The 24978-nt window shown below is 71.6% G+C and carries 13 protein-coding genes; 12 read left to right on the top strand and 1 reads right to left on the bottom strand.

Annotated features, from left to right (window positions below):
- Genes ACIP1U_RS16890 through ACIP1U_RS16840 form a run of 11 tightly spaced genes read left to right on the top strand, consistent with a single transcriptional unit; the run spans position 1 to position 21025 of the window.
- Complete coding sequence (locus ACIP1U_RS16890) at positions 1-1995, top strand: putative baseplate assembly protein (RefSeq protein ID WP_400316850.1); 1995 nt, start codon at positions 1-3, stop codon at positions 1993-1995.
- Positions 1992-4376 (top strand): hypothetical protein, encoded by a 2385-nt coding sequence (locus ACIP1U_RS16885; protein ID WP_400316849.1) that lies wholly within the window; start codon positions 1992-1994, stop codon positions 4374-4376. The genes ACIP1U_RS16890 and ACIP1U_RS16885 overlap by 4 nt, the downstream gene beginning before the upstream one ends.
- A 50-nt stretch (positions 4377-4426) precedes the next feature.
- Complete coding sequence (locus ACIP1U_RS16880) at positions 4427-6961, top strand: hypothetical protein (protein ID WP_400316848.1); 2535 nt, start codon at positions 4427-4429, stop codon at positions 6959-6961.
- 13 nt (positions 6962-6974) lie between these two features.
- Positions 6975-8990: a hypothetical protein gene (locus ACIP1U_RS16875; protein WP_400316846.1), complete on the top strand. Its 2016-nt coding sequence runs from the start codon at positions 6975-6977 to the stop codon at positions 8988-8990.
- 12 nt (positions 8991-9002) lie between these two features.
- On the top strand, positions 9003-11267 hold the full coding sequence (locus ACIP1U_RS16870; RefSeq protein ID WP_400316845.1) for a hypothetical protein: 2265 nt from the start codon (positions 9003-9005) through the stop codon (positions 11265-11267).
- Positions 11268-11278: 11 nt separating this feature from the next.
- A complete protein-coding gene (locus ACIP1U_RS16865; protein WP_400316844.1) occupies positions 11279-11527 on the top strand; it encodes a hypothetical protein in 249 nt (82 codons plus the stop codon).
- A 2-nt stretch (positions 11528-11529) separates the two neighbouring features.
- The gene (locus tag ACIP1U_RS16860; RefSeq protein WP_400316842.1) at positions 11530-13269 is read left to right on the top strand and encodes a hypothetical protein; all 1740 of its coding nucleotides are present in this window, start codon (positions 11530-11532) and stop codon (positions 13267-13269) included.
- A 4-nt stretch (positions 13270-13273) separates the two neighbouring features.
- Positions 13274-15409 carry an ATP-binding protein gene (locus ACIP1U_RS16855; protein ID WP_400316841.1) on the top strand — a complete coding sequence of 712 codons (2136 nt, stop codon included), beginning with the start codon at positions 13274-13276 and terminating at the stop codon, positions 15407-15409.
- 15 nt (positions 15410-15424) lie between these two features.
- Positions 15425-17530 (top strand): DUF4157 domain-containing protein, encoded by a 2106-nt coding sequence (locus tag ACIP1U_RS16850; protein WP_400316840.1) that lies wholly within the window; start codon positions 15425-15427, stop codon positions 17528-17530.
- 16 nt (positions 17531-17546) lie between these two features.
- Positions 17547-20564: a DUF4157 domain-containing protein gene (locus tag ACIP1U_RS16845; RefSeq protein ID WP_400316839.1), complete on the top strand. Its 3018-nt coding sequence runs from the start codon at positions 17547-17549 to the stop codon at positions 20562-20564.
- Positions 20561-21025, top strand: coding sequence for a hypothetical protein (locus tag ACIP1U_RS16840; RefSeq protein WP_400316838.1), 465 nt, complete (start codon positions 20561-20563; stop codon positions 21023-21025). Before ACIP1U_RS16845 ends, ACIP1U_RS16840 begins: the two co-directional genes overlap by 4 nt.
- Positions 21026-21061: 36 nt before the next feature.
- Here ACIP1U_RS16840 and ACIP1U_RS16835 read toward each other — a convergent pair whose 3' ends face one another.
- Positions 21062-22114, bottom strand: coding sequence for a sigma-54 interaction domain-containing protein (locus tag ACIP1U_RS16835; RefSeq protein ID WP_400316837.1), 1053 nt, complete (start codon positions 22112-22114; stop codon positions 21062-21064).
- Positions 22115-22419: 305 nt separating this feature from the next.
- On the opposite strand from ACIP1U_RS16835, the gene ACIP1U_RS16830 reads away from it, so the two are divergent.
- Positions 22420-24906: an FAD-dependent oxidoreductase gene (locus ACIP1U_RS16830; RefSeq protein ID WP_400316835.1), complete on the top strand. Its 2487-nt coding sequence runs from the start codon at positions 22420-22422 to the stop codon at positions 24904-24906.
- The last annotated feature ends 72 nt before the right edge of the window (positions 24907-24978 follow it).

Genomic DNA, 24978 nt, shown 5'->3' with positions numbered 1-24978 from the left:
ATGCCGCTCAGGAATGAATACCCGGTGATCGACGACAGGCGCTTTGCCGACCTGGTGGCCGAGGCGCGCGCGCGCATTCCGCGCTACACGCCGGAGTGGAACGACGTCAACGACAACGAGCCCGGCATGGCAGTGGTGCAGCTGATGGCCTGGATGAGCGACCTGCTGATCGCGCGGCTTGGGCGCGTGCCCAAGCTGAACTACCTGAAGTTCCTGGAACTGCTCGGCATCGAGCTGCTGCCGGCGCGGCCGGCGCGCGCGGAGCTGAGCTTCCCGGTGCAGGCAACCTTCGCCGAGCCGACGCTGATCGTGCCGCTGCACACGCAGGTCGCGGCCGAGGTGCCGGGCGAAGAGCGGCCCGTCGTGTTCGAGACCGAGAAGGCGCTGATCGCGCTCAGCGCCCGGCTTGACACGGTGCAGGTCGACCAGGGCCTGCAGACCACCGACGTCAGTGCCGCCAACACGGAGGTGCAGGCCGGCTTCCTCGCCTTCGGGCCGGCGGTGCGGGTGGGCAACGCGCTGATGCTGGGCTTCGACTCCCCGCTGGACTTCCCCGGCGTGCCGATCGACCTGGCGGTGTGGATCGCGCGGCGCGATGCGCGGGCGCCGTTCTATGTCGACAGCCCGCTGGCCACCGCGCCGCCAGCGACGCTGGCGTGGGAGTACTGGAACGGCAAGGATTGGTACCCGCTCGACACGCTGCGCGACGACACCGCCGCCCTGACCCGCAGCGGCCATGTGCTGCTCGGCGCCGCGCCCCGCAACGGCCCGCAGCGCGCGATACTGGGCAAGGTGGCCGCGCCGCGCTACTGGCTGCGCGCGCGGCTGGCCGGCGGCGCCTACCAGCGTCCGCCGCGGCTGCTGGCGGTGCGCACCAACACGGTCCCGGCGATCGCCGCGCAGTCGGTCGATGCGGAGATCGTGGGGCGCAGCACCGGCATGCCCGACCAGGTGTTCCAGCTCGCCCAGCACCCGGTGCTGGCCGGCAGCCTGGCACTGGAGGTCGATGAAGGCGACGGGCTGCAGCCGTGGCAGGAGGTGGCGGATTTCCTGGCCTCCGGCCCGGACGATGCGCACTACGTGCTCAACCGCACCACCGGCGAGATCCGTTTCCACGGCATCGGCGGCCGCATTCCGGTGGCCAACCCGAATCGCCCTGCCAATATCGTCGCGCGGCGCTACCGCGTGGGCGGCGGCGCGCACGGCAATGTCGGCGCCGGATTGATCGCCACGCTGCGCGGCAGCCTGCCGGGCATCGACACCGAGGGCGTGGGCAACCTGTTCCCAGCCTTCGGCGGCGCGGATGAAGAAACCCTGGAAGCCGCGCGCGAACGCGCCGCCGCCACGCTGAAGAGCCACGAACGCGCCGTCACGCGCGACGACTTCGAGTTGCATGCGCGGCAGGTCGGCGGCGTGGCGCGCGCGCGGGCGCTGCCGCTGTTCCATCCTGCGTTTCCGGGCGTTGAAGTGCCGGGCGTGGTCAGCGTGGTGGTCGTGCCCGAGGCCAGCGACCCGCAACGGCCGCTGGACGATCCCGCGCCGCAGCCCACCGAAGGCCTGCTGCGCGAGGTCTGCGCGCGGCTCGACCAGCGCCGCCTGGCCACCACCGAGCTCTACGTGCTGGCGCCGACCTACCGGCTGCTCAGGCTCTCCGCCACGCTCACCGTGGCCGGCGATGCCGACCTGGCCGCGGTCAAGCAGGCAGCGCTGCTGGCGCTGCGGCGCTACTTCCATGCGTTGGTTGGCGGCGAGGACAGCAAGCCGGATGCCGACGGCAGCGGCTGGCCGTTCGGCGGCGACATCAGCTACTCGCGCGTGGTGCAGCGGCTGCTGCTGCCCGGGGTGGCCAGCGTCGACGACCTGCTGTTCCGGCTCGACGACACCGACTACCCGGCCTGCACCAACGTCCCGGTCGGCGGCGGCGCGCTGCTGCGGCTGGCCGACGACGCCCTGGCGCTGAGCGTCCGCTATGAAACCAGCGAGGTGGATGCATGAACCTGCCCTGCACCCTGCCCGCCAGTGCGCCCGCGGCCGGACCGGCGTCGCATGCGGCCTACCTGCCGCCGGTGCCGCGCCCGCCGCATGACCCCCTGACGCTGGTGCTCAACGGGGAGCTCGGCTGGCAGGCATTGCCCGGCAAGCCGCCAGCCGCTCCGGCCGCCACCATCGGCCCGCTGGGCGAATGCGGCGCGCTGACGCTGCTGCCGCTGCCCGGCTCCGGCCGCACGCTGACGGAAGCCACTGGCAGCTTCGGCGGGCTGGTGCTGCCGCGGCACCTGGCGCTGGCCGCGCTCGGGCCCTGCCAGCAGGCGCTGCTGCTGTTCGATGCCAAGGGCCGCCGCCTGCTGCGCTTCGACCCCTGCGCCTGCGCGTTCACCGACGCCTTCTGCCTGCGCCCGCAGGATCCGCGGCTGCCCGCGGGCCACGCCACGCTGGCAGAAAGCTGCGGGCGCCTCTACCTGGCCGATCCGTCGGCGCGCCGCGTGATCGTGCTCAACGCCGCCACCGGCGCCGCGCGCGGCGTGTGGCGCGCGCCGCTGGCCACGCCGCCGTGCGAGGCCGGCAGCCGGCTCGACGACTGGCAGCCGGCGGCACTGGCGGCGGCACCCAACGGCGATATCTGGGTCGGCGACCGCATGCACGGACTGCTGCTGCGCTTCGCCGCGTCCGGCTGCGTGCTGGAGCGCCATGACGGCTTTGGCGCCGTCGCCGCGCTGGCCGCCACCTGCGACGGCAGGCTGCTGGTGGCCGCGGATGGCGCCGAAGCGGTGGTGTTCTATGACCCGGCGACGCGCAGGCGGCTCGATCCGCCGCTGCGCCCGGCCGACCTCGCCGGCACCTTCGCGCCGCTGCCGCTGACGGTGCATGCCGATGGCTCGGTCGACCTGTCCGCACTATGCAGCCCGCCGTGCACCGCGCCGTGCGTGTTCGACCCGTCCGGCACGCTGCTGGACGCGCCCCCCGACGATCCTCCCGACGCGTGGCCCGCGACCGGCACGTGGCACTCGCAGGCGCTCGACAGCGGCATCTCGGAGTGCGTATGGGACCGGATCATCCTTGGCGCCAGCCTGCCCGCGCATACCCGGCTCGCCATCGACGTGCTCACCGCTGAAACCGAACTGCAGCCGGCCGACCTGCTGGAAGGCGGCGACTGGCAGCCCGCGCTGGCGCTGCATCCCGAGGCGGACGGCACCACCGCCTTCGACGGCATCGACTACATGCTGCGCGCCCGCCCCGGCCGCTTCCTGTGGCTGCGCCTGCGGCTGGACGGCAACGGCACGGCGACGCCGTCGCTGGGCTGCCTGGCGATCGACTTCCCGCGCATCAGCTGGCGCCGCTACCTGCCGGCAATCTTCGGCGCCGAGCCGGTCAGCGCGGAGTTCACGGACCGCTGGCTGGCGCTGTTCGACCGCCAGTTCCGCGACATCGAAAGCCAGATCGACGGGCAGGCGCGCCTGTTCGACGCGCTGTCTGCCCCTGCCGGCGGACGCCAGGACTTCCTTGGCTTCCTGGCCGGCTGGCTCGGGCTGGGCAGCGGCCTGTCGGCGCTGCCGCTGGCGCGGCAACGCGCGTTCATCCGGCACGCGGCGCGCGCGTTTGCCTGGCGCGGCACGCCACGCGGGCTGACGCACACGCTCTACCTCTTTCTCGGCCTGCAGCGCTGGTGCGGCTACAGCGCCGGCACGGCGCCCTGCGTGCCATGCGCTACCGACATTCCCGAACGCTTCCGCTGGCGCCCGCCGCGCCTGCTGCTGGAGCACTACATCCTGAGGCGCTGGCTGTTCCTGGGGTTCGGCCGGCTGTCAGACAACGCCCGGCTCTGGGGCGAGCGCATCGTCAACCGCAGCCGGCTGGGCGCAGGCGCGCCGCCCATCGCCACGCCGGGCTGCCCGCTGCCGGCCCTTGCTGGCAGCGAAGGCGGCGATGACTGCGCGCCCTGCGTCGGCCCCGTCCATGCCGGCCGCCACGGCGCCGCCAGCCCGGACGAAAGCGCGCGCATCGGCGTGACGCAGCTCAAGACCGCGCAGGACCCGTGGCGCGATCCCTTCCATGTCTACGCGCACAAGCTGTCGGTGTTCGTGCCCGTGGCCTGCGTGCGCGAACCGGCGCTGGCACGCGCGCTGGCGCAGCTGCTCAAGGCCGACGTGCCCGCGCACGTGCAGGCCACGCTGGTGCCGGTGGCGCCGCGCTTCCGTATCGGCGTGCAGGCGATGCTGGGGCTGGATGCCGTGATCGGCTACCGCGCCGCGCCGGTCACGCTGGATGCGATGAAACTCGGGCGCGCCACCGTGCTGGGCGGCGCCGACCGCGACGGCGGCGCGCGCGCCTTGCGCGTGGGCACGCGGCGCGTGGGCATGGACACAACGATGCAGTAGCGGCTGCTGGAGCGGCCACCAGAGCGGACCAACGACGAGAGGTCTCAACCATGGGCAACGCAATGCATACCCCGACTGGCTGCTGCGACGCACCCTGCCCGGGCTGCGAGGTGCAGACCCCGCTGCGCAACCATTACTTCTTCGGCAAGCTGATGGACGTGCCGGACTTCGATGTCGAGCAGGCCTATGTGGTGGAGAAGTTCCGGCGCCACCACGCGCGGCTGCACGGCACCGGCGTGATCTGCGGGCTGGAGGTGGTGGCACACCCGAACCCCGCCTGCCGGGACCGCTACGTGGTGGTCAGGCCGGGCGCGGCGCTCGACTGCTGCGGCAACGAGATCCTGGTGATCGACGAGGAAACGCTGGACATCACCTGCTTCCCGGCCGTGCGCGCGCTGATCGAGCAGCACGATGGCGCGGACCACCTGTTGCTGCTGTGCCTGCGCTACCGCGAGTGCCCCACCGAGGAAGTCCCGGTGCTGTACGACGAATGCGGTTGCGATGACACCCGCTGCGCGCCCAACCGCATCCTGGAAAGCTATGAATTCGACGTGCTGGTCGATCCGGAGCTGCCGGCGGTGCCCCCCGCGCAGCCCCAGCCGCCCACGCTGACGTGGCAGGCCAGCGTCACGCTGGACGGCGCGCGCGCGGTGGCGCTGCACGAGGCCAGCCAGCGCGCCTATCTCGCCGCGGACTTGTCGGGCGGCGGCGGCACGGTGCAGCAGCTGTGGCTGTCGAACCAGGCGTATATCGCCACGCACAACTTTGCCACCGCGGTCTTCGGCATCGCCGTGAACGGCGACGGCACGCGGCTGGTGGCACTGGTCGCCGGCGCCACCGCGGCCGACCCGGCGCGGCTGGCGCTGCTGGATACCACATCCGCCGGCGCCTTCGCCGGTGCCGAGGACGCGACGCTCGACCTGGCGGGCACGGCCGGCGCCACGCAGGCCTGGGTGATGGCGATCGGCGCGAACCGCGTTGCGGCGCTGGTGGTCAGCGGCGGCGACAGCCTGCTGTTTACCGTCGATGTCGCGCCGGGCACGCTGACGGCCGTGCTCGACGCCACGATGAGCGGCTTTGCCGCAACCGCATGGGCGCTCGGCAGCGACGGCAAGACGCTGTATCTGGCGCAGGCCAACGGCGCCATGCAGTCGGTCGACCTGACCGCGGCAGCGCTGGCGCCGTCGGCGCTCGGCCTGTCCGGCATCAACGTCAGTGCGCTGGCCACTGTCAAGACCGATGCCCTCGACCTGCTCGCCTGGACCGACCAGGCCGGCCAGCGCATCGCGCTGTCCAGGCCGGACGGCACGCTGCTGCACCAGGATCCGCTGCCCGCGCCGCCCGTGGCGCTGGCCGCCGAACCGGCCGGCCGCTTCGGCTACGTGCTGATGCAGCCCGCCACCGGCAACAGCCGCATCGTCGCGGTCGACCTGCGCCGCATGCAGCAGGGCCAGCCGGCGCTGCTGTCCAACGCGCTGGAGATCGGCCCGGGCGGCGACGCGCTGGCGCTCGCCGGCGAGCGGCTGTGGGCGGTCTATGACGACGGCGCCGCGATCGCCGCCATCGAGGCCACCCATTGCGAAGATTTCCTCGATCCGCATCCCTGCCCGGCCTGCCCCGCGCCGGACTGCGTGACGCTGGCCACGATCGCCCGATACCGCCCGTCGCGCAAGCTCGAAGACCCGGCCGTGCCGCCCAGCGACCCGCTCGCCGACGCGGCGGCCAACATCGCTCGCCTCGACATGCTGACCTGGCGCGCGACCGTGCCCAGCGTGGCCGACCTGGCACTGGCGGTGCGCTGCATGCTGGAGCACTGCTGCGGCGGCACCAGCGCCAAGGGCGAGCAGGGCGATCCTGGGCTGCCCGGGCAGCAGGGTGAGAAAGGCGAGAAGGGAGAGAAGGGAGAGAAGGGAGAGAAGGGAGAGAAGGGCGACAAAGGAGACAAGGGCGACCCCGGCGATCAGGGTGAACCAGGCAAGCCCGGCGACGGCCTGGACTGGGCCCTGCCCCACATCTGCGACATCAACTGGAAGCATGCCGAGCACATCCCCTTCGACGCCATCGCCAAGGGACTGGTGGTGGCATTCGACACGCCGGTGATGGCCGCCGACCTGCACGCCGACGCCATCCACCTGCAGGTGCAGCACGATGAGCGCCTGATCGAGCTGCCGCTGCGCTGCTGGTGCGACCTGCCGCTGTCGCGCGAAGACCTGGAGCCCGGCCAGCTGGAACGCGACTGCGATGCGCAGACCCAGTTCGACCCGGGCATCGACGCCAACGGCATGGCCACCGCGGTGCGCATCGGCCAGCAGATCCTGCCGAAGCTGGTCGAGACCATGCAGGGCAAGCCGGCCAGACTGCGGCTGCTGGTCAACGGCGACTTCATCCGCGGGTTGCACCACGACACCAAGCAGCTGCGCGCGCTCGATGCCGACCACATCCCCAAGCTGGTCCCGCCGTCGCCGCCCAATCCGCCGCAGCCCGGCAAGGTGCCGGAGTGGCTGCAGCCGCAGGACGAGCGCGTCAGCGGCGATGGCATCGAGGGCGGCACCTTCGAAAGCTGGTTCACCGTAGAACGAGGATAGGGAGCACCAGGCGATGAACACCGTGAACGACCTCTATCGCAAGCGCCAGGGCCAGAGCCCCACCGCCTGCCCGCCCGAGCCCTGCGTGTGCGGCACCTGCGGCATGCTGGAATGCCTGTGCCGGCCGCGCTTCTTCGCCGGCCAGGTGCTGACCGCCGACGACCTCAACCGGCTCGACGGCTATATCCGCGGCAAGCACCGGCTGCACAACCGGCAGTTGCACGGCTGGGGCGTGGTCAACGGGCTGGAGGTGACCTGCAACCCGTGCGGCGACGGTGTCGCGGTCGGCTGCGGCTATGCGCTCAGCCCCTGCGGCGACGACATCGTGGTGTGCGAGGCGGTCAGCGTCGATGTATGCGAGCTGATCCGGCGCTGCAAGGATGCGGAGCACCGCTGGCAGCAGTGCGAGCCGATGAAGCATCCGTCGCCGCAGCAGTGCGACGCCGGCGAAGAAGAGTGGATCCTGGCGATCCGCTACGCCGAAGCGCCCGCGCGTGGCGTCAAGCCGCTGCGCCCGGCGCCGGACTGCACCGCCAACAGCTGTGCCTGCGGCGGCAACGGTGGCAAGTGCGGCTGCGGGGGCGCCTGCGGCGGCATGAAATGCGGATGCAACGGCGGCGGCGGCAACGGCGCCACGCTGGCCAGGCCGCGCGGCGCGCCGGTGCAGTGCGAGCCCACCGTGATCTGCGAGGGCTTTGCCTTCGAGGTCTACCGCAAGCCGCCCGACAAGGCCCCGGATCCTGTCGGAACCACAGACAGCACCGTCGGGGGCGCGGCAGGCAACAACCAGGCGTTCAACCCCGACTCCGAACTGATGCAGCGCTTCCGCTGCTGCATCGAACTGCTGGCCACGCAGATGCCCAAGCTGCCCGGCACGCTCAAGGTCCCCGCCACCGCCGCCGAGGCGCAGGCGTGGTACCAGTGGATCGGCGCGGCGCGCATGCAGCTGCGCCGCTATTTCGCCAGCCACGGCAGCTACAACTGCGACCTGATGGCGCAGTTCAATGCCATCTCCTATCCCGCCGCGGGCACGCTCGCCAATGCGGGCGCCATCTACCTGGCGATGGTGCTGCTGATGATCGTGTGGCTCGACGCAGTGCTCGCCTGCTTCTGCTCGGCGCTGCTGCCGCCGTGTCCGGCGCCGACGCGCGAGGTGCGCGTGCCGCTGGCGTCGCTGCATGTCACCGGCGGCTGCGGCGCCCAGTCCTGCCGCGTGCTGCGCGTGTGCAACTGGACCGTGCACCGCAAGTTCGCCACCACCTTCCCGTCGCTGCAGTACTGGCTCGGCATCCTGCCGTTCGGCAAGCAGCTGCGGCAGCTGCTGGAAAACCTGTGCTGCTTCGATATCGGCGGCATCCTGCCCGACACCACGCCGCAGGACACCGCGTCGGGCGCGCAGCCCGGGCTCTTTGCGATGCGCAGGGAGATCGCACCCGATGTGGCACCGGACGTTGCGCCTGACGCCGCGGCCGGGAACGGGAACGGGAACGGGAACGGCAGCGGCAGCGGCAGCGGCAGCGGCAACGCCGACATCAAGCTGGCCGATGCGGCGTACCAGCGCGCCAACGACCTGCTGAACCCCGCCGTGGCCGAGCCCGAACGCATCGCCGGCGCCACCGGGCTGCTGCGCGCCGCACTGGCGCGCACCGGCAAGACGCTGGAATTCAGCACGCTGGCGGAAAGCATGATGGGGCCGGGCAGCCCCGGCAACGGCCGGGACCGGCTGTCCCCCGCGGAGACGGCCAACCTGCCCCAGTTCGTGATCGCCAACCAGCTGATGCGTCCGGCCGTCACGGCCGCGATCGCACCGCTGCTCGACGCCGCGCTGGGCCTGTCGCTGCGCGCCACCGCCTTTGCCGGGGCAACGCCGCAGACGGCTGCGCCCGACGCCATGGCCGCCCTGCGCACAGAGATGGACGCGCTGCGCGACAGCGTCAAGGCGCAGGCAGCGGAAATCGAACGGCTCAAGGCGGCGGCCAAACCCGCGGCCAAACCCGCCGCCAAGCGCAGCGGCCGCAAACCCGGCTAGGAGGAAGGCGCCATGACCACCGAATTCGCCGAGCGGCCGCGCTTCTTCGAGGGCCAGTACCTTGGGGCAGAGGACCTGCAGGCGCTGCTGCGCTACTTCAGCACGCTGCTGGCGCGCCACCACCTGGGCAGCCACAGCTGGGGCATCGCCTCCGGCATCGAGCTGGTCTACCAGGACTCGCCGCAGGGCACGGTCGAGGCCTACCTGACGCCAGGGTTGGCCACCGACGGCTATGGCCGTGCCATCGTGGTGGCCGAGCCGTTCCCGCTCGACGCCGGCCTGTTCGCCGGGCAGCCGGCCGGCCTGGTGAACGTCTGGATCCGCTATGACGAGGCCGCCGGCCAGGGCGTGCGCCCCGGCTTCGAGGTGTGCGGAGCCACCGATGCCTATGCCCGCGTGGTCGAGTCGTTCCTGGTCGAGGTCGGCGAGCGCAAGACCATCGAGACCCGCCAGAGCGGCGTGGCGCTGGGCGACGACAGCTATGGCGACGCGCGCGAGGCGCCGGGCGCGCTGCTGCCGCTGCAGCCGGTCGCGCCGGATGGGTCGGTGCCGGCGCAGCGCTTTCCCGGCGCTGACGATCCCAGCCTGTGGCTGATCCCGGTCGGGCGCGTGCTGTGGCAGGGCGGCGCGCTGCAGAAGCCGACACCCGCCAGCGCCACCCAGTCGCGCCTGTTCCGCCGGCATTCGGGCTGGATCGGCGAGGCGCTGCACGGCACCGGCGGCCTGCTGCGGCTGCGCGGGCGCTGGATACCGCGTGCGGGCGCCACGCCAATCGAGCAATTGTGCGAAGCCGACCAGCCCGCCGCCACCGACCTGGTGTTCTGCGCCAGCGACCCCGACACGCCGCACTTCCGCGAGCCGGTCTGGCTCGACGCCGATACGCGCGCGCGCGGCCACCTGCGCTACTACGGCACGCGCGCCGAGTGGGTCGATGCCGGCGGTACCGACTACCTGGCACAGGGCACCGTCACGGCGCTCCAGCGCGCCGCGCCCAGTACCGTCGACGGGGTCGACCTGCGGGTGCTGCTGGGCCAGCCGCAAGGCACCGCCGGCCCGACCCGGCTCACCCTCGGCGCCGCCACCCCGACCGGCACCGACCCCTGCGCGATCGGCTTCAGCTATACCGCCGGCGTGGCGATCCAGCACGACGGCCGCGTCGGCATCGGCAGCACCGACAAGGCGCTGGCCCTGCCGCTGACGGTACGCGCGATCGCCGCCAACGGCGGCCTGGTCGGGCTGGAAGGCACCGGCGGCGCGCTGGCGTGGCAGATCAACCTTGGACCGGCCAAGAACGGCCTCAACGTGACCCAGGGCGATCCCACGCTGAGCAACCTGTTCATCGAGACGGCCAGCGGCAATGTCGGCATCGGCACGCTGACGCCGGGCGCGCGGCTCGACATCCAGCAGGTGCCGTCGCCGCAGGGCAATGCGGTGGGCAACGGCAAGTGGCTGCAAATGGGCAACAGCGGCGCGCCCGATGCCGGCCAGGCGTGGTTCCAGTACGGCCCGCAGCTGGCGCCGCTGCTGGTGCTGAGCGACCTCGACGATCCGCCCCGGGTCCAGTTCCAGCAGGTCGGCAACGGCAACGAGGCGGCCGCGCAGTTCTCGAGCTGGATCGGCCAGGCGCGCAGCAACTCGCCCGACCTGGCGCTGTTCGGCGGCAGCGTCGGCATCGGCACGCTGACGCCGTCGCGCACGCTGCACGTGCTCGGCAATGAGATCCACAGCGGCGGCGGCGGTGCCGGGTTTTCGTTCGAGAACCGCGAGACCGGCGCCTTTATCGGCAGCCCGGGCAACGGCGAGCGCTGGGTCTGGTACGCCAGCGGCGGCAATGCGCGGCTGTGGAGCAACGGCGACAAGCTGACCGTGACCCCGGCCGGGCGCATGGGCCTGGGCACCGCCGCGCCGGCCAGCACGCTGGAAGTGCGCGGCGCGATCCGGCTTGGCGACAACGGCGACTATTTCGCCGTGGGCGGCCTGGCCGAGATGCGCATCGTGGCCGGGCAGGCCAGCGCGGGCGGCGGCTCCGCAGGCACCGGGTGGAGCGTGATGCGCACCGGCACGGGCCAGTACACCGTGAGCTTCGCGCCGGCCTTTAGCGCGACGCCGGTCATCGTCGCCAGCCTGGTCGACTCGGCCAACAACGACCAGGTTTGCACCGTGCGCAACGTAGGCCCCGGCGGTTTCACGCTGATCGCCCGCGACGTCACGCCACCGTCGGAAGGCAGCTTCGTCGACAACGCCTTCCACTTCGTCGCCTACGGGCCCCGCACCTGAAAGGAGCCGCCATGGACCACGCCACCGCCAACGCGCCCGCGGCATCCGCCGCGCCCATCGAACGCAGCCTGCTGCAGGCGCGCCTGGCCACGCTGCGCAGCGAATACAGCGCGGGCCAGCGGCTGCTGGCCGAGGCCGAGGCGCGTGCCGCCACGCTGCGCGAGCAACTGCTGCGCATCGGCGGTGCCGCGCAGGTGCTGGAAGAGCTGCTGGCCGTCGACGCCCAGCCGCCTGCCACCGCTGCCGCCACGCAGGTATAGCAATGGCCCACCTGCGCATACGGCACTGGCACAACGCGTACACGGTGCCGGCCACGCACCCCGCGCCGGCCGCGCTCGGCCACCAGCTCGACGCGCTGGCGCCGCAACTGGCGCAGGCGCTGGCGGACCAGCTCGACGCACTGGGCCTGGATGCCGATACCGTGGTGCTGTTGCCGCGGCTGGAGATCGCATGCGAGATCGATACTGCGTGCCCTGGCGAGCAGATCGTGCGCCACTGGTCGCGCCAGCTGGCGCTGGCCTTTGCGCACGCGCTGGCGGACCCGGCCGGCGACGCCGTGCGGATGCCCTCGCGCGCGGCCTACCATGCGCGCTTCATCGAACGGCTGCTGCGCGGCGACGGCTGGGATAGCTGGCTCTTCCACCGTTTTGCCGGCCTGCGCATGTTGCCGGCGGGCGCGGCCATCCGCACGCTGCTGACCGAAGACGCCGCCACCGGGCGCGCCACGCTGGCGCTGCTGGACAGGGCTAGCAGGCCCATGCTGCTGGCGGCGCTGGGCGAGCGCGAGGCGGTGCGCATCCTGTGCCGCTGGCACGAACAGGAGAGCGATGCCACCGAAGCAGGCGCGGTGGAGCTTGCCGCCAGCGCATGGCGGCAAGCGTCGCCCGGCCGCGTTGCGCCGCCGCTGCTGGCACTGTGGCTGCTCGCGCATGGCGGCGCGACGCAGCAGGCTGGCATCGGCGCGCTGTGCTGGCTGGCGGCATTGCTGTCGATGCCTGAGGAAGCGCCCGCCACGGTGCTGGCGCGTCTTGCCACGCACGGCATCATCGACAGCAAGCCTGTCTCCGCCACGGATCCCGACTGGCTGGTGCTGCTCGCCACCACGCCGTCGCCTGTGCGTGCGGCGATGGCGTCGCTGGCAGCGCAGGCCAGGCAGGTACGGCACGAGCGCGCGCCATCCACGCCCGACGCCGCGGCGGAACAGCTTGACGCGCCATTCGGTGGCCTCGCGTGGCTGCTGCCTGCCCTGCATGACCTGTGTGACGGCGGCTGGGCCAGCGCACTGCCCGCGCCGCCAGCCGGGGCCGGCAGCGCGCGCGACCTTGCCGCGCTGCTGGCGCTGGCGATCGCCGCCGGCCATCGTGGCGAACAGGTGTGGCGCGATCCGTTCTGGCGCGCCTTCCTGCAGGTGGCACCGGGCTTCGCGCTGCCGGCGCTGCACGACTGGCTGGTCGCCGCGGACGCCGGCGCGCCCGCTAAGGCGCTGGCCACCGCGTTGCGCCGCTGCGCCTTCACCGGCGTCGCGCGACTCCGGGTGCCGGCCCGCGCGACGCGCACCGAGGTATGGATCGAGCCCGGCAGCGCCTGCCGCCTGCATGCCACTTCGCCACCAGCTGACCAGGCCGAGTCCGCCCCGCTGCCGTTCGCCAAGCGGCTGCGCCTGACGCGGCTGCTGCGCCAGGATCTTGCGCTGCTGCACGCCAGCCCGGTGCTGGCGGCGCTGCCGCCAGCCTGGCGAGACATCTTCGCCACGCTGGCGCAGGCCGCGCTGCGGCGCACTGCCTTCCGCATCCCGGGCGCGGCCTGCTGCACCTTGCCGTACCTGTTCGCCAACGTGCTCGACACGCGCGGCGAAGCCCACCGCGACGGTGCCAGCGCGGCGGCCTGGACCCTCTCACTGCGGCGCCCGCCGCTGCACGTGCTGCTGAGCCTGAACGGCATGGCACGGCTGCGCCTGGACTGGCCGGGCCAGCGCCAGCTGAGCCTGCACTGCACGGAGTGACCGTATGCGCCGCGATCTCGACCCGCTCATCGCCGGCGGCCCACAGGCGCCGATGCCGGCACCATGGCCGCAGGCACACCCCTTCGGCAACGAACGCCTGTGGCTGGACTGCCTGGTCGAACGCGAGATCCTGCGCCTGCGCGCACGCTATGAACTGTCGCTCGACGAGTTGCGCGGCCTCTATATCTCGGATCGCCAGGTCGACGCGCTGCTGCGCCAGCAGGCCGGGCAGCACGGCCAGCCCGATGCCGATCCCGCCGGCGCGCTGACGCGCCAGGCCGCGCAGTGGCGCGAGCATTTCAACGCGGGTTCGCCACTGGCGCTGCTGGGCGAGCGGCTGGAGCTGGCGGCGGCGGACCTGGAGCTGCTCTTCGTCGTGCTCGCGCCCGAACTCGACCTGCGCTACGAGACGCTCTACGCCTATCTGAACAACGACATCACGCGCAAGTTCGCCACTGTCGACATGGTGTGCCGGCTGCTCGGCGTCGACGGGATCCCGCATGACGCCGCCGCGATGCGCATGCGCATCGGCACGCTGGCCGCGTCCGGCATCCTGGTGCTCGCCGACAGTGGCGAACAACGCAGCACGCTCGGGCAAAGCCTGGCGCTGGCGCCGCCAGTCGCGCGATTCCTGCTCGGCATCCCGCCCGCCGCGCAGGAGATGGCGGGCGCGGACGAACCCTGGCTGGAAGCCGTGGCCGACGCCATCGGCGCACCAATCGCCGGCGGCGAGTTGATCGCCTGCCGCAGCGACGACCCCGAGCGCCAGGCCGGCTGGGCGCGCCGCCTGCTGGCCCGCCGCGGCCGCCACGCGCTGCACCTGGCGCCGCACGCCCTGCTGGCGGGCACATCGCCGCTGCTGACCGCCCGGCTCGCGCACGCCGTGCTGGTGCTGCACGATGCCGGCGGCACCAGCCGCGACGCCGCAGCGGACGAACGCCTGGCCGCCGCGCTGCGGCACGCGCTCGATGCCGGCCTGGACGTGCTGTGGCTGGTGCCGCCGAACTGGCGCCCCCTGCCCACGCTGTCGCGCCTGCCACTGACCGTCTTCACGCTCCCTGCCGCCACCGGCGCCGAACGCGCACAGGACTGGGCCGATGCCATCCACGACGCCCGCCTGGCCGATGCGGGACAGCCGGCCGCGGACATGGCCAAAGCGCTTGCCGCCCGGTTTTCCCTGTCCGGCACCCGCATCCGGCAGGCGGTGCGCGCCGCGCAGGCATTGTGGGCGGCCGATCCGGCCATCGCCAGCGGCCGCGAGGCGCTCGACCGCGCCGCGCGCCAGCTTGCCGCGCAGGGGCTGGCGCAGGTGGCGGAACTGGCCACGCGCCCGCACCGCTGGCCGCAGCTGGTACTGCCCGCCACCACGCTGCAGCTGCTGCACGAAATCGCCGCCGCCATCGCCTGCCGCGAGCGGGTGTTCCGCGACTGGAACATGCAGGGCCGCACCGGCCGCAGCGCCGGGCTGATGCTGCTGTTCGCCGGCGCCTCCGGCACCGGCAAGACCATGGCGGCGTCGGTGCTGGCCAACGACGCCGGCCTGGACCTGTTCCGCGTCGACCTGGCAAGCGTGGTGTCGAAGTACATCGGCGAGACCGAGAAGAACCTGGAGCGCATCTTCAGCGCTGCGCAGGACGCCGACGCCGTCCTGCTGTTCGACGAGGCCGATGCCCTGCTCGGCAAGCGCGCCGAAGTCAAGGACGCGCACGACCGCTACGCCAATATCGAGGTGGCCTACCTGCTGCAGCGCATGGAAACGCACGACGGCGTGGTGATCCTGGCCAGCAACCTGCCCAAGAACCTCGACCCCGCCTTCGCGCGGCGCATGCACTACACGGTCGAGTTCGGCCGGCCCAATGCGGCGCTGCGCGAGCAGTTGTGGCGCGGCATGTTCCCGCCGGGCGTGCCGCTGACGGGCGACATCGACTATATGTTCGTCGCCGGGGAATTCGAGCTGACCGGCGGCGACATCCAGACCATTGCGCTGGAAGCGGCCCTGCTCGCCGCGGGCGAAGGCAGCGCGGTCGGCATGGCGCAACTGATGCGGGCACTGTCGCGGCGCCAGACCAAGCATGGCGACCCCGGCGCGGCGGCGCGCTTCCGCGCCTACCAGGACACCGTCGAGCGGGGGCGCGCCTGAGGCGCGGCGACGGCCATGGCGCACTATGCCCGCCATGCCTGGCGGCAACGGCCCGCGGCCGAACCGCAAGGACCCGGCCGGCAGCACCACCGGCCCGGCGGCGGCACGCCGGCGCGGCCCGACAACCAGGCCGCCCAACGCTACCGACCCGGGACCGGGACAGGCCGCCACGATGTCGCCGCCATGCTCGCCAGGCTCGCCGCCCTGCCCGCGCGCAGGCTGGATGCCCGCGAGCGCGAACGCCTGCCCGCCGCGGTGCGCGAGCCGGCCAGGCAGGCCCTGCTGCACACCGGCCCCGAGGCTGCCGCCATGGCGCTGGCCTTGCGCGCCCGCGCTTTCACGGCCGGTCGCCACGTTGCCTTCGGCGAGCACCAGTTCGCGCCGGGCTCGACAGCTGGCAACCGGCTGCTCACGCACGAGCTGAGCCACGTCGGCCAGCACCGCGGCGGCGACCTCCCCAGCCATGGCGAAGTGGCCCCGGCCAGCAGCGCGCCGGAGCAGGAAGCCGTGCGGGTGGCGGAGGGCACCGCGCCTGCCCTCGCCGCCCCCGCGCACGGCGGCATCCTGCGCGACGAAGACCGGACCTCGAGCCGCGACGACCTGATCGCGCGCTTCCGCGCCGCCGTGCGCTATGGCCGCTGGGAAGAAGCGGCCGTGCTGCTCAACGGCTTCAGTGACAAAGACATCGGCATGCTGCTGGGCGAGCTCTCGCGCAAGGACCGCGAGCTGCTGCGCAACGGCGCCGCCAGGGGCATGCCCGGGTGGTCGAAGCGGGTCACCGATCCGATCGAGGGCATGGCCTTTGCCGACATGGAGCAGGACCGCATCCGCCAGTTGCGGCAGGACTACGACAACGCCGTCGCCAAGGGCAACTGGGACGACGCGGCCCTGCTGCTCAACGGCTTCAACGACGCGGACATCGCGGCACGCACCGCGCAGCTGGGCCCCGAACAGCTCGACGCGCTGACCCAGGCCGCGGACCGCAAGATGCCGGGCTGGGGAGACCGCGTGATCTTTCCCGCCCAGGCCAGCCTGCTCAACCAGGTGCCGCTGCTGTTCCCCGGCGGCGGCGCGCCGCGCAACCCGCTGGTCGACTGGAACGCGGGCAACCTGCGCGGCCTGCCGGCGGAAGACATGGTGCTGGTCAACAACTATCCGGGCGCGGTCAAGCTGCCGCGCAACTTTCCCGGCGTGGATTTCATCGAGGGCGGCACCGCCATGCCGATCACCGGCCTCGGGCGGCAGCGCCTGCCCTTCTCCGGCCAGAGCGCCAGCATCGAGGGCGGCGCGCTGATCCAGCTCAAGACGATGAAGAACTCGCTGCCCTTCTACCAGAAGCCCGACACCATGTACAAGGAACTGAGCAAGGGGCTGGAAAAGCTCGCCAACTTCGAGCCTGGCTCCGGGCGCAGCGAGAAGATCGGCAACGAATGGTTCCGCATCGAACACCAGGGCGCGCCGCAACGCCGCATCCTCCATATCGAGCTGGAGGTCGCGCCGACGCCGCAGCAGCAGGCGCAGCTGGCCCGGCTGGCGGCCGACGCGCAGAGCCACGGCGCCTTCGGCGCGGGCAACAAGGTCGAGGTGGTGGTCAAGACGCCGCCGCCGCAGAGCAAGGCCGGCCCCTATGCCAGCTGGGGCGCGGGCACATTCAACATCGCGCTGTTCGCCGCGCAGACCATTGGCCGGCAGAAGAAGATGGCGCGCGACCTGGAAACCAAGGGCTACGCGCCGGTGGGCCCGCTGGCCTACGCCGACCAGCCGTGGTACGTCAGGCTCGGCAGCTTCCTGCGCGGCGACTTCATGGAGCGCTTCGGCGATGTCGGGCCGGTCAATATGCCCGTGTGGCGCGCCAACGTCCGCGGCAAGGCGAACGCCAAGCGTCCCGGTGAAACGCTGGTGGTGAGCTGGCAGTACAAGGACCCGCTGGATCCGCTGGGCTTTATCCAGGACGTCGACGTCACCTACCAGAAGAAGCAGGATGGCAGCTGGGAAGTGAAATCGGTCGAGGACAAGCCAGAGGGCTTTACGCCGCCCAGCCTCGATACGATCGTGGATCCCAAGGTGACGGACCAGGGCGTGGAACTCCACCTGACCTGCTCCGCCACCCGGTGCGCCTGAGCCGCCGGCGAACGCCATGCAGACCCGAGCCCACGCTGACCGCACCGCCAACGCCGCCGGCACCGACCGGGGCGACCGGGCCGGAAAGCCCGCCAGTGCCGGGCGCCAGCAGCGCGGCGGCGCCGACCCCGCCGGCACCCGCCTTGCCGGCGCCGCGCAGCCTGGCAATCTGGCCCTGCAGGACCTCTACGCGCGTGGCGAGATCCGCGCCAGGCACACGGTGGGCGCACCCGGCGACCCCGAAGAAGCCGAAGCCGATCGCATGGCCGATGCCGCGCTGGCCGGCAAGCCCGCCGGCTGCACCTGCGCGGCCGGCCAGCCGCCGTGCCCCCATTGCCGGGCCGCGGCGCACGGCACCGTGCGCCGCAAGCCGCGCGGCCATGGCCTGCCTGCCGGTTCCTCCAACCTGTCGCTGGGCCATGCGCGGCATCTCGGCGACAGCGAGCGCAGCTTCTTCGAGGCGCGCTACCAGGCCGACCTGTCCGACGTCCGCATCCACGACAATGCCGACGCTGCCGCCAGCGCGGCGCACCTGGACGCCCGTGCCTTCGCCCTCGGTTCGCACATCGCCTTCGGCGCCGGCCAGTACCGGCCGCACACCAGCGATGGCAAGCGGCTGCTCGGGCACGAACTCGCGCACGTGCTGCAGGACGGCCGTCGCGCGCAAGCCGCGCCGACGCTGCGCCGGGATCCGCTGCAGTCCTCCTCGGCGTCAGCCTCGTCCACCTCATCCACCTCATCCACCACCCAGGCCTCTTCCCCGCTGAGCCTGGCGCCATCCGCCGGCGAGCCCCAGGTCTGCCGCGCCGAAGCCCCGGCCGCGCCGCAGATGTGCGTGGCGCCGCCCGACCCGGCCAACCCGACCGTACTGAACCTGACCGGCTCGCTGGACGAGCGCGTGTCCTCGTTCAAGGAACTGGTGAAGACCACGGCCATCCACCGTTTGCTGGCAAACAAGCGCAATCTCGGCATGTGGTCGGGGCTGGTGGACGAAGTCATCCCCAGCGAAGACCTGGCGGCCATGGGCATGACGCAATCCGGCGCGTCACGCCCCTACTTCGAGCTGCAGGAAATGCGCGACCCCCTGATGCGCGAACTGCGCGCGAGGCAGGCCTTCGGCGAGTTCCGCGCCTGCACCGGCTGCCACCTGGAAACGCAGATCTCCGCCTCGCGGACCGAGCGCGAGGCGCTCAGCTTCGGCAGTTGGGCCACCCCGACCGAATTGCGCGCGGGGGTCCGTCCGCGGTCGCGCTTCGACACGCTGGAGAGCCAGTCCCGCCTGCCTGACCTGGGCGCGCTCTACGGCCTCGCGCCGGCGCCCGCCACCGGCACGACGACCACGGCCACGACCACCGCTGGCGGCGCCAGCGCGCGGCCCAGCCTGTACCGCCCGCCGGCCGGATCGGCCGAAGCCGAACTGCACCAGATGTATCCCGATCCCGCGGCGACCCGGCAAGCGCTGGCCCGGGTCGGGCCGATCATGCAGGCACTGGGGCCGGAGGGCTACAAGGTGCTGCCGGAGGGCATGCTCGACACGCTGCGCACCGGCACCGCGCGGGAGATACGCGATCAGATCCTGTCGGCCATCACCACGCGCCGCGGCAACTACGACGAACTGATCAGCAAGATCCGCGCGAACGAGGTCGGCTACGAGCATTTCGGCCCCGTCATCCGGAGCCTGCTGCCGCTCGCCGACCCAGCGGTCCGCACCGCCATCCAGGATGAGATGGACCGCAACGCGTTCTGGGCAAAGGTCGAGTCGGTCGTCGTGGCCGCGCTGTCGGCACTGGCGCTGCTGCTCGCCATCTTCCCGCCGACCTCGGCAGCCGGCATCGCCTTTTTCGCCGCGCTGGAAATCTCGCTTGGCGTCTATGGCGTGCAGAAGGGCCAGGAATCGATGCGCATCGGCTCCGCCTACGCGCTGGCCACCGGCGCGCACGACGTCTTCACGCCCGCGCAGCAGCGGGCCGGCAACGCGATGGTGCTCGGCGGCTTCATCAGCGTGGCCACCGGCTACCTGGGCATTTTCAGCGGGGCCTTCCGCATGAGCACCGCCCTGCCGCGCGCGGCTCCGCTGGCGGAAGGCACTACCGCGCTGGCCACCCGCGGCACCACCGCGGCCCGCACAATCGAGCGTGGCGAGTACGTCATCACGATCGGCGAGGACGGCTCCATGTTCGTGACCGTCGCCTCTCGCCCCGACCTGGTGATCATGGTGCGCGGCGAAACCGCGACGCTGTACCAGTTGCTCGAAGGCGGCGGCATGCGGGTCGCCGCCACCGCGACCGTGCCGTCGCGGGCAGCGGGCCCGGCGCCGCTGCTGCTGGGCGCGGGCAGCGAAACCGGCGCGGCCAGCACCGCGCTGGTACCAGCGGGCACGCAGTCGCTGGTCGCCCCGGCGTCGGGTGCCACGGGCCGCGCCCCGCTGATGCTGGGCGCCGGCAGCGAAGCGGGTGCGGCCAGCACCGCCCTGGTGCCGGTCGGTCCGCAAGCGCTGGTGCCGTTTGCGCCGGCGTCGCCCCTGTCGATCACGGGCCCGCTGTCGCTCGGCACCGGCCAGGCCGGCCGCGTGCTGATCACTCCGCCGCCGCGCGAGCCGCTGATGCTCGGGCCGGGCAATGCCACCACCTACACCTGGGACGAGATCAGCCGCATGCGCCAGCCCATGCTGTGGCAAGAGCGTGAGACGCACCTGCAGCAGCTGTACGGCGCGCCCGGGCAACAGCATTTCCCGGTGCCGAATACCGGCGGGCGCTATGTGGATGTACCCGTGCCGCAGGCCGGCGGCGGCGTGCTGGCGGGCGAGGCCAAGTCGTACACGCGCTGGATCGGCGTGCCCGGACAGCGCGGCGGGATTCCGAACCAGGTCGAACTCACCGACCGCATCCGCGAACAGATCCAGCGCGATGTCTGGCTGCGCAACAACGTCCCGGGCTATGATCCACGCTGGATGTTCACCGATGCCCCGCCCTCGGCAGCGCTGCGGCAGGCGCTGCGGGACGAGGGCATCGTCTTTATCGAGTACAGCTTTTGACCGAGCCCGCCCAACCCCTCCCTTCGCTGGCCGCCCGCCGCGCCTGGCTGGATGCGCTCAAGGCACGCCAGCACGACATGCTGTGCGAACTCGCGCAGGTCGCCGGCATCGTGCCCCACAGCGCCCTGTCGGACGATCCGCAGGGCCAGTTCGCGCGGCTCGCCGCCTTTGTCGATCGCACCGACCTGCAGGCGGCCACGGACGATGCGCGCACCTGGCTGCTGAACCGGCTCGGCCTTTACCTGGCGCATTGCGTGATGGCCCGCCACGGCGGCCAGCTCACGCTGCAGGACAATCCGCAGCAGCGCTTCTATCTCGCCTTCGTGGTCACCGGCATGCGCGCGCCGGTGCCGGCCGAGGCCAGGCTGGACCCGTTCGCGCTCGCCTACGATGCGATCCACGCCCTGCCACGCATACCGCTCGCCACGCTGCTCGCCACCGCCGAGCGTGCGCTCGCCTGAGCCGCGTCGGCCGCGTCGGCCGCGCCGGCTGCGTCGCTAGAAGAATTCGGCGCGATCGATCCCGTGCTTTTTCAGCAGGCGTCCGAACACCCGCCGCTCTTTCCCCGCCTCGCGCGCCGCCGCCGATACGTTGCCACCGCTGCGCGCCAGCGCGGCGCGCAAGTATGCGCATTCGAACGCCGCCAGCGCCTGGTCGCGCGCCTGCTTGAACGGCGGCACTTCCTGCAGCCGGCAAGAGGCGCGATCGCCGCCATCGCCGGCCGCACCTTCCGCCGGACAGTCTTCGGCATGCACGACGCGCCCGTCGCACGACAGCAGGCAACGCTGCACGAAGTTCTCCAGCTCACGCACGTTGCCCCGCCAGGGCTGTGCCAGCATCCATGCCAGCGAGGCCTGGTCGAAACGGCAGCCGGGCCAGCCATAGCGCGCACAGAAGCGTGACGCGAACAGCTCGACCAGCGGCGGGATGTCTTCGGGGCGCTCTCTCAGGCTGGGCATGCGCACGTTGGCGACGTTGAGCCGGTAGAGCAGATCCTCGCGGAACCAGCCGTCCTGCGCGCCCTGTTTCAGTTCGCGGTTGGTGGCGGCGACGATGCGCACGTCGGCGCTGCGGCTTTGCGCCGCGCCCAGCGGGCGGTAGCGGAAGTCCTGCAGGAAGCGCAGCAGCGCCGCCTGGCTGCGCAGGGACAGCGCATGGATTTCGTCGAAGAACAGCGTGCCGCCTTCTGCCTGCGCGACCAGGCCGGCGGCGTCGCGGCGCGCATCGGTATAGGCGCCACGCACGTGGCCGAAGAGTTCGCCTTCGAACAGCGTTTCGGGCAGCGCACCGCAATCCACGGGAACGAAAGGCCGGTCGCGGCGCCGGCCGCGGTAGTGCAGGCTGCGCGCCACCAGCTCTTTGCCGGTACCGGTCTCGCCCAGGATCAGCACGGGCACGTCAACGCGGGCCAGCAGGGCCACCACCGCCATCACCTTCCGGAACGCCTGGCTGGATCCCAGCAATCCGCCGGGATCCTCTTGGTCCGGCATGACGCCGTCCTCCCCTGCCTGCGCGATGCCGGCAGGCTCGATTTCTCGTTTCGGAGACATCTTTTTCTCCCCCGGCGCCAGCAGCGCAGCGACATGCATCGCGCGTCACGAGCCCAAATGCCTCACCCGGCGCCTTTGTGCAGGGCAGCAGCAAGCGGCGGGATGGCTACACACTAGCCCATGGCGGCCGAAACGCAATTAAGTTCGCCGCAGATCAGCTTTCATGCAGCATTTGCTTTTTGCATTCAATGATTTAGGCATTTTGCATGGTGGGGCTCAAGCGCATGTATGTTGCATTTTGTGTTGTTAATTGGCATTTTGTTGAATAATATCTAGTCTCGATCCGCGCCCCCTTGAGACCCGCCATGCCCTTCACCCTTCCCACCCACACCCGTGTCGTCATCATCGGCGGCGGCATCATCGGCTGCAGCGTTGCCTACCACCTGACGAAGCTGGGCTGGAAGGATGTGGTGCTGCTTGAGCAGGGCCAGCTGTCGTGCGGCACGACCTGGCACGCAGCCGGCCTGGTCGGCCAGCTGCGCTCGCAGGAAAGCATGACGAAGCTGATCCGCTACTCCACGCAGCTCTACAGCGAACTGGAAGCGGAAACCGGCCTCGGCACCGGCTGGAAGCAATGCGGCTCCCTGTCGGTGGCGCGCACCACCGAGCGCATGACGCAACTGCGCCGCACCGCCGCGGTGGCGCGCGCCTACGGCGTGGCGTGCGAAGTCATCTCCGCTTCCCAGGCCGGCGAGCTGTGGCCGGCGATGCGCACCGACGACCTGCATGGCGCAGTCTGGCTGCCCGGCGACGGCAAGGCCAATCCCACCGACCTGACGCAGGCGCTGGCGCGCGGCGCGCGCAGCCGCGGCGCCATGATCGCGCAGGACACCAGGATCACCGCCATCCATACGGCCGACGGCCGCGCCACCGGCGTCAGCTGGCGCAACAAGAACGGAGACGAGGGCCGGCTGGAAGCGGAGATCGTGGTCAACTGCGCCGGCCAGTGGGCACGGCAGGTGGGGCTGATGTGCGGCGTGACCGTGCCGCTGCATTCGGCCGAGCACTACTACATCGTCACCGAGCGCATCGCCGGCGTGCACCCCGACCTGCCGGTGATGCGCGACCCGGATGGCTTCATCTACTTCAAGGAGGAAGTGGGCGGGCTGGTGATGGGCGGTTTCGAGCCTGACGCCAAGCCTTGGGGCATGCAAGGCATTCCGGAGCCGTTCGAGTTCCAGCTGCTGCCCGACGACTGGGACCAGTTCCAGGTCCTGATGGAAAACGCGCTGGTGCGCGTGCCCGCGCTGGAGACGGCGCAGGTCAAGCAGTTCTACAACGGGCCCGAGTCGTTCACGCCGGACAACAACTTCATCCTGGGCGAAGCGCCGGAGCTGCGCAATTTCTACGTCGGCGCGGGCTTCAACTCGATGGGCATCGCCTCCGCCGGCGGCGCCGGCATGGCGCTGGCGGAATGGATCGTGGCGGGCGAGCCCACCATGGACCTCTGGCCCGTCGATATCCGCCGCTTCGCCGGCTTCAACGGCAACCAGAACTGGCTGCACGACCGCGTCAAGGAAACGCTGGGGCTGCATTACGCGATGCCGTGGCCGAATCGCGAACTGGAGACGGCACGCCCGTTCCGCCGCTCGCCGCTGTATGCGCATCTGCACGATGCCGGCGCCAATTTCGGCAGCAAGATGGGTTGGGAGCGGCCCAACTTCTTCGCGCCGCCGGGCGCATCGCCGCGGATCGAATATGCCTTCGGCCAGCAGAACTGGCTGCCCTGGAGCGGTGCCGAGCACCGCGCCTGCCGCGAAGGCGTGGCGCTGTTCGACATGAGCTCCTTCTCCAAGTACCTGGTCAAGGGCGCCGATGCCGAGGCGGTGCTGCAGTACGTGATGAGCAACGACGTGGCGGTACCGCCTGGGCAGTCCGTCTATACCGCGATGCTCAACGAACGCGGCACCTATGAGTCCGACCTGACCGTGACGCGGCTGGTGCACGACCAGTACCTGGTGGTGACCGGCTCGGCGCAGACGACGCGCGACTTCAGCTATATCGAGCGGCTGATCCCGGCCGACAAGCGCTGCGTGATCGTCGACGTCACCGGCCAGTACGCAGTGCTGGCGGTGATGGGACCGCGCTCGCGCGAACTGCTGCAGAAGGTATCGCGCGCGGATTTCTCCAACGAAGGCTTTCCCTTCGGCAGTTCGCGCGAGATCGACCTCGGCTATGCCACCGTGCGCGCGACGCGGCTGACCTACGTCGGCGAGCTCGGGTGGGAACTGTACGTGCCGGTGGAATTCGCGGTGGGTGTCTACGAGACGCTGCACGAAGCCGGCAGCACGCTGGGTCTGGTCAATGCCGGCTACTACGCCATCGAATCGCTGCGGCTGGAAAAAGGCTACCGCGCCTGGGGCCGCGAGCTGTCGCCGTCGGTCAACCCGTTCGAGGCGGGACTGTCGTTCGCCTGCAAGCTGGCCAGCGGCATCGGCTTCCGCGGCCGGGAAGCGCTGTTGCAACTGCGGCAGGCGGGCGCTCCCACACGGCGCATGGTGGTCGTGACGGTGGATGGCGCAAGCGATGCCATGCTGTGGGGCGCAGAGGCCGTGCTGCGCACCGGTCCCGACGGCAGCGTGCGCGCGGTGGGCTCCCTTAGTTCCGCCGCGTTCGGCCATACGCTTGGCTGCCCGGTCGGCATGGCATTGCTGGCGCGCGAGGATGGGCCCGCCGATGCGGCGTGGATCGAGGCCGGCACTTACCACGTTGACCTGGCCGGCGAACTGCTGCCCGCACGCGTACACCTGCGCGCGCCCTACGATCCGGCATCGGCCCGCACGAAGGCTTGAGCACAGGGCCGGGGGGAATACTTGTGGAATATTTGCGCTGGGTGATAACCAATATTTACCGCCCCGCCTTGA

This window comes from Cupriavidus sp. NPDC089707 (assembly GCF_044748965.1).
In the GTDB taxonomy this organism is placed as follows: Bacteria; Pseudomonadota; Gammaproteobacteria; order Burkholderiales; family Burkholderiaceae; genus Cupriavidus.
The sequence above is the reverse complement of the archived record's forward strand: the minus strand, read 5'-3'. Positions and strand labels throughout refer to the sequence as shown.

Excerpts from the sequence above, each read along its gene's own strand:
- ACIP1U_RS16890 (WP_400316850.1), top strand. The coding sequence starts at position 1 with ATGCCGCTCAGGAATGAATACCCGGTGATCGACGACAGGCGCTTTGCC.
- ACIP1U_RS16885 (WP_400316849.1), top strand. The coding sequence starts at position 1,992 with ATGAACCTGCCCTGCACCCTGCCCGCCAGTGCGCCCGCGGCCGGACCG.
- ACIP1U_RS16880 (WP_400316848.1), top strand. The coding sequence starts at position 4,427 with ATGGGCAACGCAATGCATACCCCGACTGGCTGCTGCGACGCACCCTGC.
- ACIP1U_RS16875 (WP_400316846.1), top strand. The coding sequence starts at position 6,975 with ATGAACACCGTGAACGACCTCTATCGCAAGCGCCAGGGCCAGAGCCCC.
- ACIP1U_RS16870 (WP_400316845.1), top strand. The coding sequence starts at position 9,003 with ATGACCACCGAATTCGCCGAGCGGCCGCGCTTCTTCGAGGGCCAGTAC.
- ACIP1U_RS16865 (WP_400316844.1), top strand. The coding sequence starts at position 11,279 with ATGGACCACGCCACCGCCAACGCGCCCGCGGCATCCGCCGCGCCCATC.
- ACIP1U_RS16860 (WP_400316842.1), top strand. The coding sequence starts at position 11,530 with ATGGCCCACCTGCGCATACGGCACTGGCACAACGCGTACACGGTGCCG.
- ACIP1U_RS16855 (WP_400316841.1), top strand. The coding sequence starts at position 13,274 with ATGCGCCGCGATCTCGACCCGCTCATCGCCGGCGGCCCACAGGCGCCG.
- ACIP1U_RS16850 (WP_400316840.1), top strand. The coding sequence starts at position 15,425 with ATGGCGCACTATGCCCGCCATGCCTGGCGGCAACGGCCCGCGGCCGAA.
- ACIP1U_RS16845 (WP_400316839.1), top strand. The coding sequence starts at position 17,547 with ATGCAGACCCGAGCCCACGCTGACCGCACCGCCAACGCCGCCGGCACC.
- ACIP1U_RS16835 (WP_400316837.1), bottom strand. The coding sequence starts at position 22,114 with ATGTCTCCGAAACGAGAAATCGAGCCTGCCGGCATCGCGCAGGCAGGG.
- ACIP1U_RS16830 (WP_400316835.1), top strand. The coding sequence starts at position 22,420 with ATGCCCTTCACCCTTCCCACCCACACCCGTGTCGTCATCATCGGCGGC.